13 protein-coding genes are annotated in these 21,905 nt (G+C 72.4%); 6 read left to right on the top strand and 7 right to left on the bottom strand.

From position 1 onward, the window contains the following. Positions 1–18: 18 nt before the first annotated feature. The 4 genes from Pen02_RS27080 (at position 19) to Pen02_RS27090 (ending at position 4,147) form a co-directional block, all read left to right on the top strand. The gene (locus tag Pen02_RS27080; RefSeq protein WP_203868930.1) at positions 19–1,089 is read left to right on the top strand and encodes a scyllo-inosamine-4-phosphate amidinotransferase; all 1,071 of its coding nucleotides are present in this window, start codon (positions 19–21) and stop codon (positions 1,087–1,089) included. A 292-nt stretch (positions 1,090–1,381) separates the two neighbouring features. Continuing rightward, positions 1,382–1,510: a hypothetical protein gene (locus Pen02_RS42635; RefSeq protein ID WP_275413612.1), complete on the top strand. Its 129-nt coding sequence runs from the start codon at positions 1,382–1,384 to the stop codon at positions 1,508–1,510. A 71-nt stretch (positions 1,511–1,581) separates the two neighbouring features. Further along, positions 1,582–2,715 carry a SagB/ThcOx family dehydrogenase gene (locus Pen02_RS27085; RefSeq protein WP_203868931.1) on the top strand — a complete coding sequence of 378 codons (1,134 nt, stop codon included), beginning with the start codon at positions 1,582–1,584 and terminating at the stop codon, positions 2,713–2,715. A 226-nt stretch (positions 2,716–2,941) separates the two neighbouring features. After that, a complete protein-coding gene (locus Pen02_RS27090) occupies positions 2,942–4,147 on the top strand; it encodes a DUF418 domain-containing protein (protein ID WP_203868932.1) in 1,206 nt (401 codons plus the stop codon). 218 nt (positions 4,148–4,365) lie between these two features. Here Pen02_RS27090 and Pen02_RS27095 read toward each other — a convergent pair whose 3' ends face one another. The 5 genes from Pen02_RS27095 to Pen02_RS27115 form a co-directional block, all read right to left on the bottom strand. Further along, the gene (locus Pen02_RS27095) at positions 4,366–5,028 is read right to left on the bottom strand and encodes a Type 1 glutamine amidotransferase-like domain-containing protein (protein WP_203868933.1); all 663 of its coding nucleotides are present in this window, start codon (positions 5,026–5,028) and stop codon (positions 4,366–4,368) included. Between the two features lie 212 nt (positions 5,029–5,240). Continuing rightward, complete coding sequence (locus Pen02_RS27100; protein ID WP_203868934.1) at positions 5,241–5,594, bottom strand: VOC family protein; 354 nt, start codon at positions 5,592–5,594, stop codon at positions 5,241–5,243. 138 nt (positions 5,595–5,732) lie between these two features. Then, positions 5,733–6,842 carry an enolase C-terminal domain-like protein gene (locus Pen02_RS27105; protein ID WP_203868935.1) on the bottom strand — a complete coding sequence of 370 codons (1,110 nt, stop codon included), beginning with the start codon at positions 6,840–6,842 and terminating at the stop codon, positions 5,733–5,735. Next, positions 6,829–9,837 carry an FAD-binding and (Fe-S)-binding domain-containing protein gene (locus Pen02_RS27110; protein WP_203868936.1) on the bottom strand — a complete coding sequence of 1,003 codons (3,009 nt, stop codon included), beginning with the start codon at positions 9,835–9,837 and terminating at the stop codon, positions 6,829–6,831. Before Pen02_RS27110 ends, Pen02_RS27105 begins: the two co-directional genes overlap by 14 nt. Before the next feature lie 209 nt (positions 9,838–10,046). After that, positions 10,047–12,116, bottom strand: a complete 2,070-nt coding sequence (locus Pen02_RS27115) for an RNA polymerase sigma factor (RefSeq protein WP_203868937.1) — start codon at positions 12,114–12,116, stop codon at positions 10,047–10,049. 129 nt (positions 12,117–12,245) lie between these two features. Between Pen02_RS27115 and Pen02_RS42640 the strand changes: the two genes are divergently transcribed. Both Pen02_RS42640 and Pen02_RS27125 read left to right on the top strand, forming a co-directional pair. Continuing rightward, a complete protein-coding gene (locus Pen02_RS42640; RefSeq protein WP_203868938.1) occupies positions 12,246–14,756 on the top strand; it encodes a S8 family peptidase in 2,511 nt (836 codons plus the stop codon). Positions 14,757–15,000: 244 nt separating this feature from the next. Then, on the top strand, positions 15,001–15,894 hold the full coding sequence (locus Pen02_RS27125; RefSeq protein WP_203868939.1) for an SGNH/GDSL hydrolase family protein: 894 nt from the start codon (positions 15,001–15,003) through the stop codon (positions 15,892–15,894). A gap of 138 nt (positions 15,895–16,032) precedes the next feature. Here the strand turns inward: Pen02_RS27125 and Pen02_RS27130 are convergent, their stop codons facing one another. Both Pen02_RS27130 and Pen02_RS42030 read right to left on the bottom strand, forming a co-directional pair. Beyond that, complete coding sequence (locus tag Pen02_RS27130; RefSeq protein ID WP_203868940.1) at positions 16,033–17,973, bottom strand: hypothetical protein; 1,941 nt, start codon at positions 17,971–17,973, stop codon at positions 16,033–16,035. Continuing rightward, entirely contained in the window at positions 17,970–21,842 is a 3,873-nt protein-coding gene (locus Pen02_RS42030; protein WP_239141342.1) for a DUF5682 family protein, read from the bottom strand. Before Pen02_RS42030 ends, Pen02_RS27130 begins: the two co-directional genes overlap by 4 nt. Positions 21,843–21,905 lie beyond the last annotated feature (63 nt).

Here is a 21,905-nt window from a genome sequence, read left to right on the forward strand (position 1 = left end):
CCGTCGGAAGGATCAGAGATGTCCCGTACCACCGCCGTGAACTCGTGGGACGAGTTCACCCAGCTCCGTGAGATCGTCGTGGGCGACGCCACACATGCCCGGGTACCCCGGATGACCGACCCCTCCGCGTGGCTCGCCTGCTATCCGACCCTCACCCCGACCGAACTCGGGGCCGTGCACCAGGGCGAGTTCCCCCGCCAGGTGGTCGAGGAGTCGAACGAGGACCTGGCCGAACTGGTGGAGACGCTCCGCGAGTTGGGGGTGAAGACGCACCGCCCGCCCGCCGTCGACCACCGCCGGGAGTTCACCAGCCCGGACTGGTCCGCCGACGGCTACATCTCCTACTGCCCGCGAGACCTCACGCTCATCGTGGGATCCACGATCATCGAGGTACCCAGCCCGATGCGCTCCCGCTACTTCGAGGTCTTCAACCTCCGACCATTGTTCCAGGACTACCTGCGGGAGGGAGCCGGCTGGATCGCCGGGCCCCGCCCGCAGCTCCGCGACGACCTGTTCGAGTGGGACGACCTCGGCCGTCCGCTGCTCGGTGAGGCGGAACCGGTGTTCGACGCCGCGAACGTGCTCCGGCTCGGCCGGGACCTGTTCTACCAGGTCTCCCGCAGCGGCAACGAGCTGGGCATGCGGTGGCTCGCCTCGACGCTGCGCCTGATCGATCCCGAGCTGCGGCTGCATCCGCTGCGCGGGGTATACGGCTACACGCACATCGACAGCACCATCGCCCTGCTGCGTCCCGGTCTGGTCCTGCTGAACCCGGAACGGATCACGCCGGACGCCGTTCCGGAGCCGTTCGACACGTGGGACATCCTGTGGTGCCCGGAGATCGCCACCGCACCGACCGCGTTGCCGCACACCCTCAGTGAGCGGTGGATCAGCATGAACCTCCTGATGGTCAACCCCGAGACCGCGATCGTCGACGCGGACCAGCCGGCGCTGCTCCGGGCTCTGGAGAGCAAGGGGATCACGGTGATCCCACGGCGGCTGCGGCACGCGCGGGTGCTCGGCGGCGGGTTCCACTGCGTCACCCTCGACATCGTCCGCGACGGCGGAAAGGAGGACTACCTGACCTGAGTCCGCTCTCCCGCCCAACCGACCTTTCGCGCGCCTTCTTCGCGCCTTCTCAAGCGCACACTTCCGCGCGCTTTCTCCGTGCCTTCTCGGGCGCACACTCCCGTGTTTTTCCCAGGCGCGCGCGATGTTGACCGCCGCCCAAGATCCGGGCTGTTTGCCGTGCGGCGCTGCGGCCTGCCGCCGATCGTTCACGGCGCAATTTGCCGGACCTTGACGGTCATTCGCCCGGCGATTGTACTAACGAGCAATTCCAGGGCGACGAGTCCCTGGACGGCAGATGGAGGTGTCTGATTTGAAGAGGAAGCTCCAGGCCACGGTGACGGCGGTGGCGAAGTCCCGGGTGGACGTCGCGTACTCGCCGGCCGCGAGCGTCGCCTACGCCCCGTCGGTCAGCGTCGCGTACGCCCCGTCGGCGAAGTAGGACGCGTAACGGTGCGCCGGTGTGTGCCCTGCACGGGCACGCACCGGCGCGACGGGAAAGGTCGGCACGCGATGGAGTTCGTCACCAAGTCAACCCTCACGATTTCCTGGTACGACGGCAGGGCGACCGCGTTGGACGCGATGACCGGTCAGGTCTGCGAGGTCAGCCGGGACACCCTCCTGATCCTCGACCGGTGCGCCGGTGGGGCGACGGTGCGGCAGCTCACCGAGGACCTGCGGGCCGACGGTTACGACGTCGACCCCGCCGAGGTGCACGCCACGCTGACCGAACTCCAAGCCGCCGGTCTGGTGCGCAGCGCCGCAGCCGGCGACGAAGACCCGGACGCGCACGGTGCGTGGCGGCGCTGGGGACCGGAGGCGATGCTGTTCCACTTCGGTACCAAGGACGTTCCGTTCGTCGCCTCTGTGGAGGAGGCCGAGCGGGTCTACGCCGATGTCTCCGCCCACGCGCAGCCGCCGCTGTTCAAGCGCTATCCGAAAGCGCCGACCGTCGTGCTGCCCCGGCCCCGCCCCGTTGACTCGCGACGATTCGTCGACGTCCTGTTGGGTCGCCGGACGGTGCGCGAATTCGACGAGCGGGCGGTCGAGGTCGAGCAACTCTCCGCCGTACTGTTCTATTCCTTCGCCCCGCAGTCCTTCGTCGACATCGACGGGCTCGGCGCGCTGCCCCTGCGGCCGTACGCCAACGGGGGAGCCCGGTCGGAACTCGAGGTCTACGTGAACGTCCGAGGCGTCGCCGGACTGGACGACGGCCTGTACCACTACGAGCCGGTCGCGCACTGCCTCGAATTCCTCGGCGAGCGGCTGGACCAGGCCCAGCTCACGCACCTGTCGCACCAGCAGGTGATGTGCGCGCACGCACCGGTGACACTCTTCGTCACCGCAGTGGTGGGTCGGCTGGCGCACAAGTACCACAACGCCCGGGCGCTGCGGGTGATGTACCTCGACGCCGGGCACCTCGGCCAGACCTTCGCGCTCGTCGCGACGGCCCACGGCCTCGGGCCGTACCAGACCGCAGCCTTCCGGGACAGCGACGTCGAGCGGGCGCTCGGCGTCGACGGGACCGACGAGACCGTTCTCTACCTGCTCGGATTCGGCGTGCCCGCAGCCGCTCCGGAGAACCCGCTCCGGCCGGCGGGACTCGGCGCGGCGGCTCTCACCCGCCTCTACGACGACCAGCCCTGAACCGACCGGACCCGGCCGGGGACCGGCGACGGTGGTGGTGCCGCGCTGCCGACGGGGCAGCGGGTCGGGGCGTGGCAGACGGCGTACTGCTTCCTTGTGACGGCCCTGGGGTAGGGCCTGCCCCACCGGTCATTGTCCCGTTCACTGGCTGTCGTCCGGACAGACCGCTTCATAGGGTCGCAGGAAAGTCGTCGAACACGATTCCTGTCCGGTCGGAGGTAGTTCCGTGAATTCTTCCATCCAAGACCCGCCTGTCGGGAATCGGGCGTCGTCCGGGACGCTTCCCCGGATCGTCGACGTCGACGCGTTGCGCGCGGTGGCGCTGCTCCTCATCCTGGTCGTCAACATCGCGTTCTTCGCCTCCGGCTATTCCTTCCAACTGGTTCCGGATCCCGCGCACGACTCGTGGGGCGACAGGGCGGTCGTGTGGCTGGTCGAGCTGCTTCTCGTGATGAAGGCGTACCTGCTCTTCTCCTTTCTGTTCGGTTACAGCTTCACGCTCCAGCTCGATTCCGCCGCGCGGCGCGGCGTCGACCCCGCCCCACGGTTCCGGCGACGGCTGGCCGGGCTCTTCGTGCTCGGCATCCTGCACGCGGTGCTGCTGTTCCAGGGCGACATCCTGACCACGTACGCACTGCTCGGTCTGGTCCTGCTCGCTCTGCGGAAAGTCGGCGTCGGGACCGCGCTGCGCGCCGCCGTACTGCTGACCGCCGGGATCGGCTTCGTCCTCGCGCTCGCCGCCACGGGCGGCGCCGAACTGGTCACCGATCCGGCGTCGGCACTCGCGGCGGGGCAGCGGTCCACCGAGGCACTACAGGGCGGGATCGGCTCGGTGATCACCGAGCACGTACGCCAGCTACCGGCGATGTTCGGCGCGCTCCTCGTGCAGGGGCCGCTCGCCCTCTCGGCCTTCCTCTTCGGTTACGCGGCCGGGCGGCGCCGGCTACTCACCGACGTCGTCGGGAACCGCCAGTTCCTGCGCCGGGTGCAGAAGCTGGGCTATCCGATCGGGCTGGCCGGTGCGGTGGTCTTCGCGTCGGGCGGGGGCACCGCCAACCTGACCGGGCTGACGGCGGGCGTACTCACCGCGCCGCTGCTCGCGGCCGCGTACGCCGCCACGTTGCTCCAGTTCTTCCAGACCGACCGGGGGCGGCGGGTCGTCGCCGTACTCGCGCCGGCCGGCCGGATGTCCCTGTCGAACTACCTGGGTCAGTCGCTGCTCTGCGTGCTGGTCTTCACCGGCGTCGGGCTGGGCCTCGCCGGTGCCGTCGCACCCCCGGTCGTCATACTCGTCGCGGTCGCGATCTACGGTGTGCAGCTCGCCGTCAGCGCGGCGTGGCTGACCCGGTTCCGGTACGGGCCGATGGAGTGGCTGTTGCGGGCCTGGACCGAGCAGCGGTGGCCACGGCTGCGGGCCACGGACCCGGCCTGACGGACGCCGCCCGAGGTCCCTCGTCACCGGGGCGGAGCATCCTGTACGGCCGGCAGGACCGGCGCCTGTGGCTGGCAGGACCGGCGAGGTTTAGTGGTCACCGCGATGATGGAAGCGACCGGTACGCCTGCTGGTCGTGAAGCGGTCAGCGCAGGCGCTCTCGGAACTGCTGCGAAGAGTCACGTCCAAGGATGCGACAGTTACGGAAAGCCGGGCGGCTATGACCCGAGTTTCGTCCACTTCCCTTCGGAGATCACCTCGACGGAGCCGTCGACCACCTTGATGGCCGTCTGTTCGTCGATGGCGTAGGCCGGGACGCCGATGTCGGCGGCCCACCGCTCCGCGTGAGTCAGGGTGTTCGTCGGGAAGGCGTCCAGGTGCGGGAAGATCGAGAAGTCGACGACTCCCAGGGTGCGGTCGTCAGGGGCGGACTGCCACTCGACGAAGTACTCCCCGATCCGGGGCGTCATCACCATGCTTCCGGCACTCACCCCGACCCAGACCATGTCGGGCAGCGAAGGCAGCAGATCGGCCAGCCCGGACTCCCGCAGCCAGTGGTACAGGTACGTCGCGTCGCCGCCGTCGACCAGGAGCACGTCGGCCTCCCGGACCCAGGGGACCCATCGCTCCGCGCCGATGCTGGGCAGTGCGGTCAGTTCGAGGACACCGAGCGACGCCCAGCCCAGGCCGGACAGGTGCTGCCACAGGGGCTCGGCCGCTACGAGGCCCCGTACCGAGGCCGGACCGCACATCGGGTGGCCCCACTGCGCCGTCGGGACAAGGAGGGCGTTGCACTCGGCGATCGGCTTGCCGAGAAGCTGCACGAGCGCCGAGTGGATGCTCGGGTTCGTGACGCCGCCTGAGGTGAGCAAGAGCTTCAAGGTGCTTCCATATCCGTGCGCGGAGGGTGGACGTGTCGAGGCCAGGGACCGTGCCGGGACTCATCGTATTCCGGCAACCTCTTCGAAAGTTCCGCAGGTCGCCGGGGTGATCACCCGCTGATCCTCCGCCCGACCCTACCCTGCACCACACGCGCGCACGTTCGGGTGCGTGACCGTCGCTGAACCGCCGATCCGAGCGCTGCGCCGCTGGTTCAGGCTCGGTGGTACGCGATATTGATCACGTTGCCGTCCGGTGCGCGGACGAAGAACCGGCGCACACCCCACGGCTCCGTCGTCAGCGGGTGCACGATCTCGTAGCCGAGCCTCTGCGCCTCTTGGTACGCGCCCTCCACGTCATCCACCTGGACGGAAATGACCGGGTCTTCGGGTGCGGTCGCGTCGCGCGTCACGAGCTGGACATTTGCCCCACTGTCGGGGGCGGTGTAGCGGGCTACCCATCCCATGTTGAACTCCTCGGTCACCAGTCCGAGATAGTCGGTGTAGAAGCTCTTCGCCGCCTCGACGTCAGGCACTCGAAGGTCGGCGATAACGCGTACGACGCGCACGTGGTCCTCCTGCTCGTGAACTGGGCGCTCTCGGCGGCGGGGTCTCCGGCTGCGGGACAGACCCGTGCACGGGCCGGAACCGATGCCGTCTTTCGGCTACAGTGCCGCAATCCGACCGGTGATAGTTCAACCGGGTCGTCAGGCTACGCGGTACTGGGCCGCGTCGGCGTCGCGGAACACGAGGCCGTTACCGGGCAGGGACAGATCCGGCCGTAGTGTCCCGCCCTCCGGCGTCAGGGCGCCCTCGAAGAGCATCGACTCGATGCGCGCGTGGTCGTGGAACCATTCCAGGTGCCGCAGGTTGGCGGTGGCGACGGCCGCGTCGAGGTGCAGGTGTGGAGCGCAGTGCCCGGAGACTTGCAGGTTGTGGGCGGCTGCGACGGCGGCGACCCGCTGCCACTCGGTGATGCCACCGCAGCGGCTCACGTCGACCTGTAGGCAGTCCACGGCTCCGGTCGCGCACATCCGCCGGAAGTAGTCGAGGTCGTACCCGTACTCGCCCGCGGTGACGTCCGCCGCGATGGCGTCGCGGACCCGTCGTAGGCCGTCGAGGTCGTCGGAGGAGACCGGCTCCTCGAACCACCGCAGGTCCAGGTCCGTCGCCGCGTGCGCGACCCGGATGGCCTGTTTGTGGGTGTAGCCGCCGTTGGCGTCGACGTAGAGTTCGGCGTCGGCGCCGACAACCTGCCGGGTGTGCCGGATCCGGGCCAGGTCACGGTCGACGGCGGTTCCCCACGACTCCGCAATCTTGATCTTCACCCGGGGAATCCGGAGCTGGTGCACCCAGTGCTCCAGTTGTCGGGTCAACCGCGAGTCGTCGTAGCTGGTGAAGCCGCCGCTGCCGTAGATGGGGGCCTCGTCGCGTACGGTGCCGATCAGCCGGGCGAGGCGCACCTGGAGGAGTCGGGCTTTCAGATCCCACAGCGCCGTGTCGACGGCGGAGATGGCGGTGGCGGCGATTCCGGGGCGCCCGGCGTTGCGTACCGCCCGCTGCATGGCGTGGTACGCGCCCGGGACGTCGAGGGCGCACCGGCCCGTCACCACGGCGGCGAGCATCTCCCCGACCAGTGTCCCGGCCGAGGACGGCGCGTAGGTCCAGCCGGTGCCGACGGCCGCGCCGGCCCGGGCCCGTACCAGCACCATCGTGGTGGCGTTCCAGGTGATGGTGCCATCGGCCTCGGCCCCCTCGGTGGGCATCCGGTAGGCCGCCCACGAGACGTCGTCGACGGGTACGTCAACTCCGGGCATGCCGTCCTTCGGGGCGCCAGGTCACGGACCGCTCCGGATAGTCGCCGATCGGCGTACCCCGGACAGCGCCGTTGAGCACTTCGGCCAGGTGGACCGCTCGGCGGCCGGTGTCGCCGTCATCGATCTGGGTACGGCAGGAGAAGCCGTCGGCGAGGACGAGCGTGGCCGGGTCGGCGTCGCGGACGGCCGGCAGCAGTACCCGTTCGGCGCAGCCGAGCGAGACCTCGCGGTGTTCCGGTGTCATCCCGAAGTTGCCGGCCAGCCCGCAGCATCCGGAGTCGAGGACCTCGGCGTCGATGCCGACCCGGCCCATCAGGTCGGTGTCTGCGTCGAAGCCGAGCACGGCGTGCTGGTGGCAGTGGGTCTGCACGATCGCCCGGGGCCGACGGCCGTCCGGCGCCGGCAGGTGCGGGGTGAACTCCGGGGCCCGCTCGGTGAGCAGTTCCGCGAGCGTCTTGGTCTGGCCGGCCAGGCGTTCGACGTCGAGACTGTGGCCGAGCAGGTCGTGCGCGTCGGACCGGAAGACCGCGGTGCAGCTCGGTTCCAGGCCCAGCACCGGCACGCCGTCGCGCAGATACGGTGCGAGCACGTCCAGGGTACGGCGCAGCACCCTGCGGGCGACGCCGAGCTGACCGGTGGAGATCCAGGTCAGCCCGCAGCAGACCTGCTGACGAGGCAGCACCACCCGGAAGCCCGCCGCCTCCAGTACGCCGATCGCCGCCGCACCGATGCCGGGGGACAGGTACGTGGTGAAGGTGTCCGGCCACAGCAGGACCGGGCCGCGCTCACCGGAACCGCCCGGGGTACGGCGGTGGAACCAGCGTTTGAAGCTGGCCCTGCTCAGGCGTGGGAGATCCCGCCGGGGATCCAGGTTGCCGAGTCGCTTGACCAGGGTGCCGATGCCGGGGGTGTGGGCGACGGCGTTGACCGTGCCCGGGGCGAGCGTGGCGAGCCGGGCCCAGACCGGCAGCCAGCCGAGGCTGTAGTGGTCGCGGGGGCGGATCCGGCCGGCGTAGTGGTGGGCGAGGAACTCGGCCTTGTAGGTGGCCATGTCGACGTTGACCGGGCAGTCGCGTTTGCAGCCCTTGCAGGCGAGGCAGAGGTCGAGCGCGTCGGCGACCGACGGGTCGTGCCATCCGGCGGTGACGGTCTCACCGCGTACCATCTCGAACAGCAGCCGGGCCCGGCCCCGGGTGGAGTGCTGCTCGTCGCCGGTGACCATGTAGCTGGGGCACATCACCCCGTCACCACCGGGCCGGCGGCACTTGCCGACGCCGACACACCGGTTGGCCGCCCGGGCGAAGCTGTTCTTGTCGGCCGGATACTGGAAGTGCGTGGCCGGTTCGGCCGGGGCGTACCCGGGGCCGAGCCGGAGCTGCTCGTCGAGTGGGTCGGCGTGCACGATCTTGCCGGGGTTCATCCGGTTGTCCGGGTCGAAGATCCGTTTGAACTCCTCGAACACGGACACCATCTCCGGGCCGTACATCCTGGCCAACAGCTCGCCGCGCGACTGGCCGTCGCCGTGCTCGCCGGAGAGGGAGCCGCCGTGCGACACGCACAGGTCCGCCGCCCGTTCGACGAACGCCCGGTACGCGGCGACGCCGTCGACGGTGATCAGGTCGAACGGCAGGCTGGTGTGCAGACAGCCGTCGCCGAAGTGCCCGTAGAGGCTCGCGTCGCCGTAGCCGAACTCGTCGAGCAGGGCGATGAAGCCGGCCAGGTAGTCGCCGAGCTGCTCCGGTGGCACGGCGGAGTCCTCCCAACCCGGCCAGGTGTCGGCCTCGCCGGGCACCCGGGCGGTCGCCGCCAGCGCGGCCTCGCGTACCGCCCAGATCTGTTCCTCGTGGGCCACGTCGGCGAAGACCTTGGCCACCGGCGGGTGCCCGGCCCGGGCCAGCGCGCCGAGCAGGTCGTCGACCCTGCCGGTGGCCTCGTCCGCAGTGGCACCGCCGAACTGCACCAGCAGCCACGCGCCGCTGCGGGGCAACAGGTGCAGCGCCTGCGGATGCATGTGCTTGCGGGTCTCGAAGGTGATGAGCTTGTCGTCGATGCCTTCCAGCACGAACGGCTGGAACCGGTTGACCTCCGGCACGGCCCGGGCGGCGGCGACGATGTCCGGGTAGCCGAGCAGCACCATCGCCTTGTGGGCCGGCTCGGGCAGCAGCGCAAGTTCGGCGCGGAGCACGGTGACACAGGTCGACTCGCTGCCCACGAGCGCTTGGGCGAGATGGAAGCCGTTCTCGGGCAGCAACGCCGGGAGGTTGTATCCGGAGATCCGCCGGGGCAGTCGGGGGAACCGGCGGATCTGCTCGGCGCACCGGTCGCGCAGGTCGCGGACGCGTCGGTAGAGGTCCGCCGGCCGGCCGCCGCCAGCCACGATCCGCTGGTACTCGTCCTCCGAGGTGGCGCCGACCCACATCCGGGTGCCGTCGTAGGTGAGGATCTCCAGCCGTCGGACGTTGCCGGCCGTGGTGCCGCTCCACTGCGCCGTCGAGCCGCACGAGTCGTTCCCGATCATCCCGCCGATCGTGCAGTGTGAGTGGGTCGCGGGCTTGGGCCCGAAGATCAGGTTGTCGTGGCGTCTGGTCTGCGCGTTGAGGGTGTCCAGCACGATGCCCGGCTGCACCACCACGGTACGGGCGTCGGGGTCGAACGACTCGATCTGGTTGACGTACTTGGAAAAGTCCATCACCACCGCGACGTTGCAGGACTGGCCGGCCAGGCTCGTACCGCCGCCCCGGGAGAGGACGGGCACACCGTACTCCTGGCAGGTCGCGACGGTCGCCGCCACGTCGTCGGGGTCACGGGGTACGACGACTCCGATCGGCACCTGCCGGTAGTTCGATCCGTCGGTGGCGTAGAGGGCCCGGCTGCCCGGATCGAAGCGCACTTCGCCGGCGACCCGCTCCGACAGCGACATGGCCAGGTCACCGGCCTGCCCGTCGCGGCCGGTCGCCGTCCGCACCGTCGGGTCGGGTAGCCTGACGGCACCCATCAGCCCCGCCACCGTCGCCGACGGTCGAGCAGGCGGCAGACCGGCACATCCGACGCGGACCTCTTCACCGTGCGGGCATACCCACCAGACCAACGGCAAACCTCGACGGCGGCAACCTGTCTCCACCGCCAGAACCGCACGTCAGCACCGTTACCGCAGAACGGCTACCAGCGGTGACGCCACCACCTGCCGGGGACGGCCGACATTCGCTAGCCCGGCCGTACGCACGGGTTGGTGAGCCGGTACGTGGGGGTCTGCGCGGTACGGCCGTCGCTGGCCGTCGCCCGTACCGTCCAGGTCAGCGTCGACGCGCGCAACTGTCCCACGGTCACCCGGGCGGCGGACCCGTCCACCGTCATGGCCCGGCTGGACGCGGCGGCCCCGGCGGGCGTCCAGCGCAGCTCTGCGGCCCTGATCGCGGCACTGGCGGTGGCCTGCACGACCAGGCTGTACGTGTCCTGACCACACCGGACGTGCGCGCTCGCCGTAACCGTGAACGCGATGGCCAACTGCGGCCCGGCGGTCGGCCGTGGCGCGGTTGGTCGTGGCGCGGTCGGCCGGGGTGCCGTCGGCCGGGACGCGGCCGGTTTCGGCGCGGCCGGCATTTCGGGCGGTGCAACCGACCCGGCCGAATCGGCAGCCGGGCCGGCGCTGCCAGCCACGACGCCCGGCGTGCCGGGGGCGACGGACGGGCCGTCGGTGCCGACCGGGTCGGCCGTCGACGCCGGTCGGGCTGCCGGACCGGCGGCGGGGGTGGCGGGCGGCGGCAGCGACGGCCCGCCGGCCGGTGGACCGGACCTCTCGACCGGTACGCCGGAGGTCGCCGCCGCCTCCTCGGCGGTTGGTCGGTCAGGCCCGAACGCCCAGATTCCCACGGCGAGGACCACCAGCAGGCCGGCGGTCGCGGCCAACCGCCGTCGGCGCCGGCCACGGCTCGCCACACCGGAGGTCGCACGCACGGGATGCGGCGCGGCTGTCGACGCCGCCGCGCCGAGCGCCGGCCGCGCAGTCGATCGGTCGGCCGATCCTGGGCTCGACCCATCGCCGGACCTCGCGCCCGCCCCCTGCGGCCCTGCGCTCGCCCCTTCCCTGGACGCCTTGCCAGGCGCATCCAGGGATTCCTGGCCCGACTCGTTTCCGGATTCCTGGCTCGGCCCGTCTCCGGATTCCTTGCCCGGTTCGTCTCCGGACTCCTTGCCCGGCTTGTCTTCGGATTTCTGGCTCGGCTCGTGGCCAGAGCCTGGGGCCGGTTCGAGGGCTACCGCGACATCCGCCGGGCTGGTCGACCCGGCCGGCGGCGCGGCGGTAGACGGACCGGGTCCGGCCCCGCCGCCGGTCGCGCCGTCGCCGGTCGCGTGGCCGGTGCCGTCCGGCCGGCCGGCCGGGACATCGATCGCGTCCGCCGGATCGTCGACCGCGTCGGCCGTACCACCGTCGGCGTCCGCCGGATCGTCGACCGCGTCTGCCGTACCGCCGTCGGCGTCCACCACGGCGTCGGTCGCGCCGGCCTCGGCCAGTCTCGACCACACCGGCTCGGCGACGACGAGGAACGCAGGCGCCGTGTACGCGGAGAGCAGTGCCGCCGGGTTGAGCTGTTCGCGTCGGAGCAGGCCACAACTGGCGCAGCCGTCGATGTGCCGGGAGACCCGCTTGCGCAGGGTCGGGGTGAGCCGGCCCTGCCAGCCGTCCAGCACGTCGGCCAGCTCCGGGCAGTCCTGCGCGCCGCTGCGGGCGACGAGCAGCGCGCCGAGTGCCCGTTCGAGCTGTGACCGGGCCCGGGACAGCCGCGCGTGCGCGTGATTGGTGGGCACTCCGAGCGCCGCGCCGATGTCGACGGCGGACAGGTCGTGCCGGATCGCCAGGTGGACCACCTCGCGGTCGCCGGGGTTGAGGGCGGCGGTCGCGAGGTGCACGAGGTCGCGTACCTGGTCGGCGTTGACGCCGGTACCCGGGTCGGCGGTGTCGGCCACCGGCTCGTCGGCCTCGTCCAGCGGCGAGGAACGGGACCGTTCCCGAAGTTGCCGGAGGCATTCGGCGCGCACGATCGCGTAGAGCCAGGGGCGCAACCGGTCGGGATCGCGGAGCTGGTCGATGCGCTGGCCGGCGAGGAGGAACGCGTCGTGCAGCGCGTCCGCCGCCGCCTCCTGATCACGCAGCATCGCTCGGGCGTACGTGTAGAGCCGGTCGGCGTACCGCCGGTACAGCCCTTCCAGACCGGCCCGGTCGCCTCGACGCATCGCCTCGACCAGCGTTCGGTCGTCCGGTGCCGCCGTATCCATCAGTGCTCCCATGCTCGTCGACCGGTCCAGTAGAACGAAGAAAAACTTTTCTGGAGTGTTTCTGTTGGCATGCCGACCCGCTCGCGCTCCTACCGGTGTCACCGCACCGACCAGATCGAGGAGACGCGCATGACTGTGACACGTTCCGCCCGCCATCCGGGCACCGGTCCACACCGCCTGCTGGCCGCCGCCGTGGTGGCGGTGCTCGCCGGTGGGCTCCTCGCCAACACCACAGTGGACACCGCCGCCGCCGCGACGGTACCCGGCGCCCCGGCCGGCACGACCAGCGAGGAACCGTTGGCCTTCCGGGTCGACCAGCGGCTGTCCGCACCGAGGCTGCCGCTCGACCCGGTCGGTCGGCTCGGCACCGGCCGGGAGATCGGGGTGGTGGCCGGACCGGACGGCGCGCCGGCCGGCCTGGTGTTGGACGAGGTGATGGTGCGGACGGCCGACCAGACGGCGCTGGACGCCTTCCTGGCCCGGTGGGACGGGCAGGTGCTCGACTCGTTCGCGCCGGACGCGCAGGGTCAGGACCATCTGGTACGGGTCGACGCCGGCCTCGCCGATCCGGCGGGACTGGTCGGCGACCTGCTCGCCGCCGAGCCGGGCCAGTCCGGGACGTACCGGGTCGGCGACGAGCGGGCACTGCGGCTTCTCGCGCTGGCTGCGGCCGAGTGGCGGGCCGGGACCGAGCTGGTGCTCGACTGGCTGGTGGAGCCGTCCGGCATCGCCGACGGGGAGGTGTTCGAGGCCCCCGACATCGCGAAGAACGTCTTCGACTGGTCGTACATGCGTGCCGGCGGGGCGATGGACATCGGGGTCGCGCCGGCCTGGCAGCTGCTCCAGTCCAAGGGCAAGCTGACCAAGCAGGTGAAGTACCTGGTGCTCGACGGCGGGTTCAGGTCCAACGCCGACTTCCCGACCAAGGTGACGCTGCACGGGGCGGAGTGGGGCGAGCCCAACGTCAACGAGTGCACCGGCGGCACGGCCTGCCCGTGGCACGCCACCGACGTGACGCTCGCCGGGATGGGGCGGGTCGACAACGACTACGGCACCGCCGGACCGGCCGGGCCGGTGGTCGAGGAACTCGTCGCCGTCCGCAACGGTATCGACTACTGGACGGTCCTGCGCCGGTTGGAGAAGGCCGCCGAGGCGACCCATCCGGACGTGGTCAACCTCAGCTTCAGCCGCCAGGTGAACATCGGTAAGGCGTGGGCCAGCCACTTCACGGACCGGCGGATGAAGCGGGTCCGGGACACCGGGGCGCTGATCGTCGCCTCCGCCGGCAACGACAGCCTGAACATCGACGCCGCCACGCTGCACGTACCGTGCGAGAGCGCCCAGGTGATGTGTGTGGGCGGCATGAACCCGGACGCGACGGTGTCGGGCGGATCGAACTTCGGCACCGCCGATCTCGACACCTCGGTCGAGATCTACGGCCCGATGTGCGTCCGGACCCTCGCCGACTCCGGCAACCCGGCGAACAACGCGACGAAGAACACCTGCGGCACCAGCGTGGCCGCGCCGTTCGTGGCCGGTGTCGCCGCACTGGTGCGGGCCGCCGACCCGACCCTGACCGCCGCCGAGGTCCGCGACATCCTCAACAGCACCGCCCACGTCGGCGGGCTCGGTGCCAAGGTGACCGGCAGCCAGCGCCGGGTCGACGCCCTGTCCGCCGTCGCCAAGGCGCTGGGGGTCAAGGTCGAGAAGCCCACGGTGAGCATCACCACGCCGAAGACCAAGCAGCAGTTCGGCGTGCACCAGTCGGTGGACCTGTGGGGTACGGCGACCGACTTCCTCGGCAAGGAAATCCCGCTCAGCTGGACCAGCAACCTCGACGGCAAGCTGGGCGACGGCTCGATGACGTTCGTGCCGTCGCTCTCCGCCGGCACCCACGTCATCACGGCCAGTGCCACCGACAGCCTGGGCCGCACCGGGTCGGCGGCGGTCACCGTCACGGTGCTGGACAGCCCGACCAAGGCGGCGATCGTCTCGCCACCGGCCGGGCTGACGCTCGCCGCCGGTCAGCCGGTCAGCCTGGTCGGCACCACCGTCGACCCCGACACCTTCAACCCGGTGCCCGACGCGGAGACGTCCTGGACCGTCCGCCGGGGCGACACGGTGGTACTCCAGAAGACCGGCCACCAGGCCAGCCTGCCGGCCAACCTGGTGACCCCGGGGACGTACACCGTGACGTTCACGGCGGGCGGGCCCAGTGCGCAGCGCGTCTTCATGGTCACGGCGGTACCGGCCGGGCAGTCCCGACCGACCGCCACGATCGCCCAGCCGGCGTCGGCGCTGAAGCTGACCAGCGCCGGCGAACCGGAGTCGATCGCGTTCGCCGGTACCGGCACCGACGCCGAGGACGGGGCGATCGCCGGGACCCGCTACCGGTGGACCGCGTACGGCAACGGCGGGGTGAAGAAGGTGCTCTGCCAGGGCAGCGCGGTGCCGACCGGTGGGCCGCTCGACAACGACGTGGTGTTGCCGAAGAGTTGCGCGAACTTCACCGCCGAACTCGTGCTGCTGGAGAGCGGAAGCACCACCACCACCTGGTCGGTGTGGCTGGAGGTCTTCGACTCGACCGGGCTGGTCGGCGTCGACTCCGTACCGGTGGAGATCCTGGCGGTCGTGGGCTGACCGCAGCTTCGTCCACCACCGTACGTCCCGACGGCACCCGGAAGCTGTCCGGGTACCCCGCCTGGGCGACCTGACCGACCGTACGGCCCGTGGTTCCACGCCGGTGATCCGGTGCGGGACCACGGGCCCGGCGTACCGGTCGTACCCGTATTCCCGACAGTGAGGTTCATCCATATTGACGTGTGGCGCCGGTGACGACAGGATCTCGACACCACCATCGACGTGATCCCCTTTGGGAGGCGCCATGAACCGTCCCCGCCTGTGGTTCCTGCGGGCAGTCGCCCGGGGGGCCGCACTCGCCGTGGCCACCGTCGGCGTGCTGCTCACCGTCGGCACACCTGCCAGCGCAGCCGTACCCGCCGGCCGCTACGTCGCGTTGGGCGACTCGTACACCGCCGGTCCGCTCATTCCCACTCAGGTCGACCTGAACTGCCTACGGTCCAACCGCAACTACCCGTCGTTGGTGGCCGCCTCCGCCGGCTCGTCGCCCCTTGTCGACGTGAGCTGCTCCGGCGCCACCACCGACGACATCCTGCACAGTGGCAGCGGTCAGTTGGGCATCACGGTGCCACCGCAGCTCAGCGCGGTCACCTCGGACACGGCGCTGGTGACGGTGCAGATCGGCGGCAACGACATCGGCTTCTCCGGCATCATCACCACCTGCGCGGAGGCGAGCCTCAGCAGTCCGCTCGGATCGCCGTGCAAGAACCGCTACACCGCTGGCGGCACCGACCAGTTGCAGGCCCGGATCGCCGCTACCGCGCCGAAGGTGACCGCCGTGCTACAGGCGGTCCGGCAGGCCGCGCCGGGCGCCCGGGTGGTGGTGCTCGGGTATCCCGCGATCGTGCCGGACACCGGAAACGGCTGCTGGCCCGTGGTCCCGATCGCCTATCAGGACGTGCCGTACCTGCGCGGCATCGCCAAGTCGCTCAACGCGATGCTGGCCAACACCGCGACCGCGAACGGCGCCACCTACGCCGACGTCTACACCCCGTCGATCGGCCGCGACACCTGCAAGAGCAGCGGTACCCGGTGGGTCGAAGGACTCGTGCCACAGAACTCGGCGGCTCCCTTCCATCCGAACGCCCGTGGCGAGCAGGGCATGGCCACCGCCCTGATCGCCACCCTGAACGGCTGACCGGTCCCGCAACCGGTTACCGGACCGGCGCCCGCCCGGGTTCGAGCGGGCGCCGGGGCGCGGCCGGTCCGGTCACGTTCGCCCCCGCCTGTTGACGACCAACCGCAGGGCTCGGCCGGCTCCGGAAGTCGGAACAGTTCACCCGACGGGTGGGACGGTCCAGGAGGAGCGGATCAGCTCCCGCTCGGTGGCGGCGAGGTGCGCGGTCGCGGCGAGCCAGGCCCAGGCGTACCGGTCCGGGTCGGGATCGGCGAGTCGGCCGAACACGTCCCGGCCACGCCGGCCGGACTCGTGGGCAAGCGCGGCGGCCACCGTGGCGGCGGTGGTGAAGCCGGCCCGGCGCAGCGGACCGGCCAACTCGGCGCCCTCGCTGCGGGCCGCCTCGCCGACGGCGCGCCGACCGCCGGAGACGGCCAGCTCCACCAGCCGGCGGACCCGCCACAGCGGGGACTCCGCAACCGCGTCGACGCCGGCGTCGAGTACCGGTTGGGCCATCGCCGCCGGGTCGCGCGGCGGAAGGTGGCCGCCCTGGAGTTGGTCGTAGCCGAGGTCGGCCCGACCGTGCCAGTCCGGCGGCAGCCGCAACGTCGTGACGGCACCGGGCACCGGGCCGACCGCGAGCGGGTGCAGCGTGCTGGGCCGGGCCGGGTCCAGCCGGCCGACCACCCGGATCCGCAGGCCCGGCCAGGAGGCGAGTCGTCGCAGGTTGGCCACGTGGGCGAGCACCGGGTGCGGGTCGACCGGCACCAACCGGATCACCGGCCCGTCCGGCACCGGCGTGCGGTCCGGCCCGTCCTCGGTGCCGGGGGCCAGTTCGCGGGCCAGCACCTGGTCACCGACGGCACCGACCACCATCAGGTCACAGCCGACCAGCGCCGTTCCGGCCCGGGCCGGATCCTCCGGGTCGTCGGCGGCGAGTTGGGCGGTCACCACCTCGGCGAGCGGGCGGGCGAACAGCTCCGCCAGCGGTCCGACGGACCAGTCGGTCTTGCCGAGCGGGGTGGCCCGGACTCCCTTGCCGGCACCGAGCCGGCCGTCGGGGGAGACGGTGGTGCCGGTGATCCGCAGACCGCCGCGGGCCAGCACCGCGTGGTTGACCGCGACCGCGCCCATCTCGGTGACCGCCCGGGCGCAGTCCCGCGCCCGGTCCGGGCCGCCCGGTTTCACGTCGTTGAAGGAGAGCTGGCGCCCGTCGGCCGCGATCAGGTGGGTGACCACCCCGGCGTATCCGGTGGTGCTGATCACCGGCTCCCGGCAGACGCCGTACACCTCCAGTGTGCCGTCCGGCTGGTAGGCCCGGCGGAGGATGCCGACCAGTGCCGGATCGGGGTCGCCGGCGGCGAGCCGACCGGTCACGTACAACAGGTCGTGCAGCACCTCGACCAGCTCGGCCAGCCGGTGACCGGCCTGTCGTTCCCGGTGGGCGCGCAGGCCACGTACCGCTTGCAGCGTGGCGCTCTCGGCTCGGGGCAGTCCGGCCAGCCGGGCACTGTGCGCGGCGCGCAGCAGTTCGGCCTGGGGAACCGCGCCGACGGCCGGCGCGCCGGCCGCGAGCACTGCTGCGGCGGCCCGCCACAGCGCGGCGGCGGCAGCCCGTTGCGCCTTCGTCGGCGCCGTGCTGCTCCGGCCGACGGACGCCCCGTCCGCGCCAGCCGACTTTCCGGTACGCCCGGACCTGCCCCTACGCCCGGCCGCCGCGCCCGTGTCGTCTGATGTGGACGAGGCGGCGGTGCGGGCCGCCGGATCGGGGTGCGCGGTCGGGTCGGCGACCGGACAGGCGGCCAGGACGGCGGTCCGGTGCAGGCAGCGGGGCGCCAGCAGGCAGCTACACCGCGCCTGCTCCGGGTCGGTGACCGCGCCGGTCGGTCCGGGCGTCAGCGTGACCAGGGCCTCGGGACCACAGTGGACCGACACGCCGCCGTCGACCCGGTCGGCCGGTACCCCGGCCAGCCGTTCGATGGTGGCGTCCAGCCGCCTGTGCAGCCGCGATGGCAGGGCCGCCACCGCCATGGCGGCGACCCTCGGCAGCACCGGCGGCAGCCGGTCGGTGTCCGCGATGGTGGGCGTGCGTTGCGTCAACGTGATCCTCCGCGTACGCGGTCGCCCACCCAGCGGGCGAGTTCGAGCGGGCTGAGAGCGGCGACCGGCATCCCGGCCGCGACGAGTTGCCGGGCGACCGGTACCGAATAGCAGGGCACTCCGCTGTCGTTCAACGCGGCACAGCCGAGCAGGTGTACGCCGGAACCGGCCAGCGAGCGCACCTCGCCGAGCAGCCCGGCCAGCGGGTACCCCTCCTCGAAGTCGCTGACCACCGCGACGATGGTGCGGCTCGGCACGGTCACCAGGGCGCGGGCGGCGGCCAGCCCGGCGGCGATGTGCGTACCGCCGCCGACGCGTACCTCCAGCAGCAGCGACAGCGGGTCGTCGACCCGGTCGGTCAGGTCGGCCACCATGGTGGAGAAGGCGAGGAAGTGGGTGGAGAGTGTGGGCACCCCGGCCAGTACGGCGGCGGTCAACGCCGACCACACCACGGACGCCTCCATCGAGCCGGACACGTCGACCACCAGCACCAGCCGCCAGTCGGCCTCCTTGCGGACCCGGGTGTTGAAGACCGGGCGTTCCGGCACCACCACCGTCCGGCCGTCGCCGAGCCGCTGGGTGTGCGCCAGGTTCGCCCGCAGCGTCCGGGCGAGGTTGATCCGGCCGCCCGGACGGCGGGACGGGCGCGGGTTGGTCAACCCGGTCAACGCCGGACGCATCTGGGTGGCCAACTGCTTGGTCAGCTCCTCGACGAGTCGCCGGACCAGCGGCCGTAGCTTCGCCAAATGCCCCTCGGGCAGGCCACCGGCCAGCGACAGCACCGAGGTCAGTAGCTCCATCGAGGGGCGTACCGCAGCCGGGTCGAGTTCGGTGAGCACGTCGGTACGCCCGTTCTCGGCCGCCCGGGCGATCACCTCCTCACGTACCGAGGTGCCGAACAGCGCCTCGAGTTCGTCGGCCCACTCGCGGGCGGTCGGGAAGGAGGCTTCCTGGCCACCGCCGGCCGCCTGACCGAGGTCGATGACGCCCTCGCCCTGGCCCGCCCCGTACAGCTCGTCGAGGGCGCGGGCGTAGCGGCGGGCGTCGGTCGGCAGCCGGTCGGACTGACGGCCGAGCAGCAGCCGCCACCGATGGGTGGGGGTGAGCTGGGCGGCCGACGTGTCGTCCGAGCGGGGTTCGACATCGGTGCTGGCCGGAGCGTCGGTGCTGGCCGGAGCATCGGCGGAGTCGGTCGGGGTTCCCGGGATCGGGATGTTGCGGGCGACCAGCGCGGCCCAGCCAACCCCGTCGGCGGCGGCCCAGCGGGCCAGCAGTTCGGGCGAGGCGGGCAGGGTCAGGTCGAGCCGGTCGGCCAGTCGATCGGAGACGGTGTGCAGCAGTCGGTCCCGGGCCGCCGGGGTGAGCACGTCGAACCCGCCGCGCAGCGCCGGCAGCCGGTCCAGGAACTCGGTGTCGGAAAGCCGCTCGATCCGTTCCAGCAGCGGGTCCAGCGCGGTCGGGGCGGACTGCAACAGCGGGTGCGCTGCGGTGAGCAGCCCGCCGAGCAGCCCGCGCAGGTGGCGTCGGGTGTCCGGTCCGATCGCCGCGTCGACCCAACCGGCCACCCGGGTGCCCAGGGTCTCCAGGTCGGTCAGGTCGAGCAGCACCCGGGCGGCCAGGGCGGCGCCCTGGATCAGCGACGAACCGGTCCGGGCCAGGTGGTCGAGCGCCTCGTCCAGGCGCAGACCGATCCGATCCTCGCCGGCCCGGACCGCCAGGTCGACCAGGGCGGCGGCATCGGCCGGCACGTCGCTGCCGGCCAGGCCGGGCAGCCCGCGTACGGCGGCGTCCAGCAGCACCACGGTCAGCTCGGCCGCCCGGGCCCGACCGGCGGAGGTGGTGCCGGGCAGGTGTTCCCGACGCAGCGCCTCCAGCAGGTCCAGCGCGGCCAGCAACTCGGGCAGGGTACCGGTGTCCGGCAGCACGGTGGCGGCCAGTTCGAGCCGGTCGGTGACCATCTCGGGCAGGTCGCACCGGGCGGCGTCGCGCAGCCCGGTGAGCAGTTGCGCGGCGGTGGGGCCACCCTCGGCGGCCTCCCGGCGGAACCGTTCCCGCAGCGTACCGGCCGCGGCCAGCGCCGCCGTCACCCCGCGTACGCCGACCAGGTCCAGTCGGGCCGCCACGGACGGCGTCCAGGCGAGCTGCCAGCGAGTGGTCAGGGCGGCACCGTCGCCGGTGCCGGAGACCGCGATCGGCTCGCCGTAGCCGACGCCGCAGAGCTGGAGGCGTTGCAGCAGGATCTCCCGCCGCCCGTCCAGCTCGGTGCGCAGCGGGTCCAGCCGGAACTCGCGGGACTTCGGGTTGTCCGGGTCGGGCAGCCGCAGCGCGGCGAGTTCCGCCTCGACCGCCGGGCCGAGCCCGGACCGGGGCGTACCGGGGGCGATGCGGCCCCGCTCGGCACCGACCAGCACGGTCTCCAGCGCGGTGGCCAGCGCGCGACCTCGGCCGAGCAGTTCACCCTGGCCGAGCACGGTGGTCACCGCTTCGAGTACCTCGCCACGGCCGGGGGCGGGCAGGTTCCGCAGCCGGGCCAGGTCGTCGGCCAGCCGTACCGTCTCGGCGGCCTCGCCGGTGCCGGCGGGGTGGCCGGCCGAGCGGAGTTCCCGGCACAGGTCGGTGACCGCCCGGGCAGCGGCGGCCCGGATCCGTTCCGGGTCGCCGGCCGCGCTGAAGACGGACTGCTGCCAGCGTGGGTCGCGGATCCCGGCCGGATAGCCGGAGCGGGAGTCGAGCAGGTCGAACGCGTACGGCACCAGCGAGGTGATCGCCGTACCCTCGGCGCTGCCGTCGGTGCTGACCGGCCGGGGCTGGGTCGTCACGGACCGGACCGGCCCGGACGGGGTGGCGCCGCTCCGGGTGGACGCGGCGGTCACCTCGGCGGTCCCCGCCGGATCGCCGCCGACCGCGCCGGGCCTCGGGTTCCCGCCGTCGTCCACGATGTACTCCGCAGTGGTGCCGCCGACCGTGCCGGCGCCCCGCGTCGGGTGGCCGTCGGCACCGCCGTCGGTCGACGCGGCAGCGAGCAGCGCCGGGGCATGGAAGGCGCCGACGACGGCGGCGACCCGTCGACCGGTCGAACCGGCCTCGGCCAGCACCCGACGCATGTGCCGCTCGCGCGCCAGGTCGCGGGCCGGCACGCCGTCGCCGCTGGCACTGTCGGTACGCATCGCCCAGCCGACGCCGAGCGCCGCCCGGCGGACCGCCTCGGGCGGGCAGCCCGGGGCACGCACCTCGACCACCCGGTCCCACAGGTCGTCGCCGTCCCGGCCGGTGCTGCTGGCGCCCAGCGCGGCGGCGTAGCCGGACCGGCGCGGGCCGGACACCTGCGCACCGGCGCCCGGGACGGGAGCGCCGCCGGTGGCCGGCTCGGACCCGGCGGTCGGCTCGAACCCGGCCGTCGGATCGGTGTCGGCGTCGATGGTCGGGTCGACGGCGGGATCGGTGTCGGTGTCGGTGCCTTCCGCAGTCCAGCCGGGGTCGGTCAGCGGCAGGTCGCAGCAGACCACCTCGACGCCGCGCTGTCGGGCCCAGCGGATCGCGGCCAGTTCCGGCGAGAAGTCGGCGAACGGGTAGAAGCCCATCGCCCCGTCCGTGCCGTGGCTGCCGACCAGGGCCAGCGGGGCCCGGGCGGCGGGATCGGACAGGTACGGCAGCCAGCGCTGGAAGTCGGCCGGCAGTTCGATGCAGACCACCTCCGCCCCGGCGGCGTCCAGCAGGGCCGGGACCATCGCCGCGAGGGCCGGGCTGTGGTGCCGCACCCCGATCAGGTACGGCCGGACCGAGCCGGCGAGCGTGTCGACCACGGCTCGCGGATCGCCCGGCATCGGTGCGACTGCCGGCGGTGTGACTGCCGTCGGTGCGACTGCCATCGGTTGGACTGTCGTCGGTTGGACTGCCATCGGTTGGACTGTCGTCGGTGCGGCGGTCGGGGC

This window comes from Plantactinospora endophytica (assembly GCF_016862915.1).
Taxonomy (GTDB): Bacteria; Actinomycetota; Actinomycetes; order Mycobacteriales; family Micromonosporaceae; genus Plantactinospora; species Plantactinospora endophytica.

Bases quoted from the DNA above. Each gene is read 5' to 3' on its own strand.
- Pen02_RS27080 (WP_203868930.1), top strand. From the start codon at position 19: ATGTCCCGTACCACCGCCGTGAACTCGTGGGACGAGTTCACCCAGCTC.
- Pen02_RS27115 (WP_203868937.1), bottom strand. From the start codon at position 12,116: ATGGATACGGCGGCACCGGACGACCGAACGCTGGTCGAGGCGATGCGT.
- Pen02_RS27105 (WP_203868935.1), bottom strand. From the start codon at position 6,842: ATGCCCGGAGTTGACGTACCCGTCGACGACGTCTCGTGGGCGGCCTAC.
- Pen02_RS42030 (WP_239141342.1), bottom strand. From the start codon at position 21,842: ATGGCAGTCGCACCGACGGCAGTCACACCGCCGGCAGTCGCACCGATG.
- Pen02_RS27125 (WP_203868939.1), top strand. From the start codon at position 15,001: ATGAACCGTCCCCGCCTGTGGTTCCTGCGGGCAGTCGCCCGGGGGGCC.
- Pen02_RS42640 (WP_203868938.1), top strand. From the start codon at position 12,246: ATGACTGTGACACGTTCCGCCCGCCATCCGGGCACCGGTCCACACCGC.
- Pen02_RS27110 (WP_203868936.1), bottom strand. From the start codon at position 9,837: ATGGGTGCCGTCAGGCTACCCGACCCGACGGTGCGGACGGCGACCGGC.
- Pen02_RS27085 (WP_203868931.1), top strand. From the start codon at position 1,582: ATGGAGTTCGTCACCAAGTCAACCCTCACGATTTCCTGGTACGACGGC.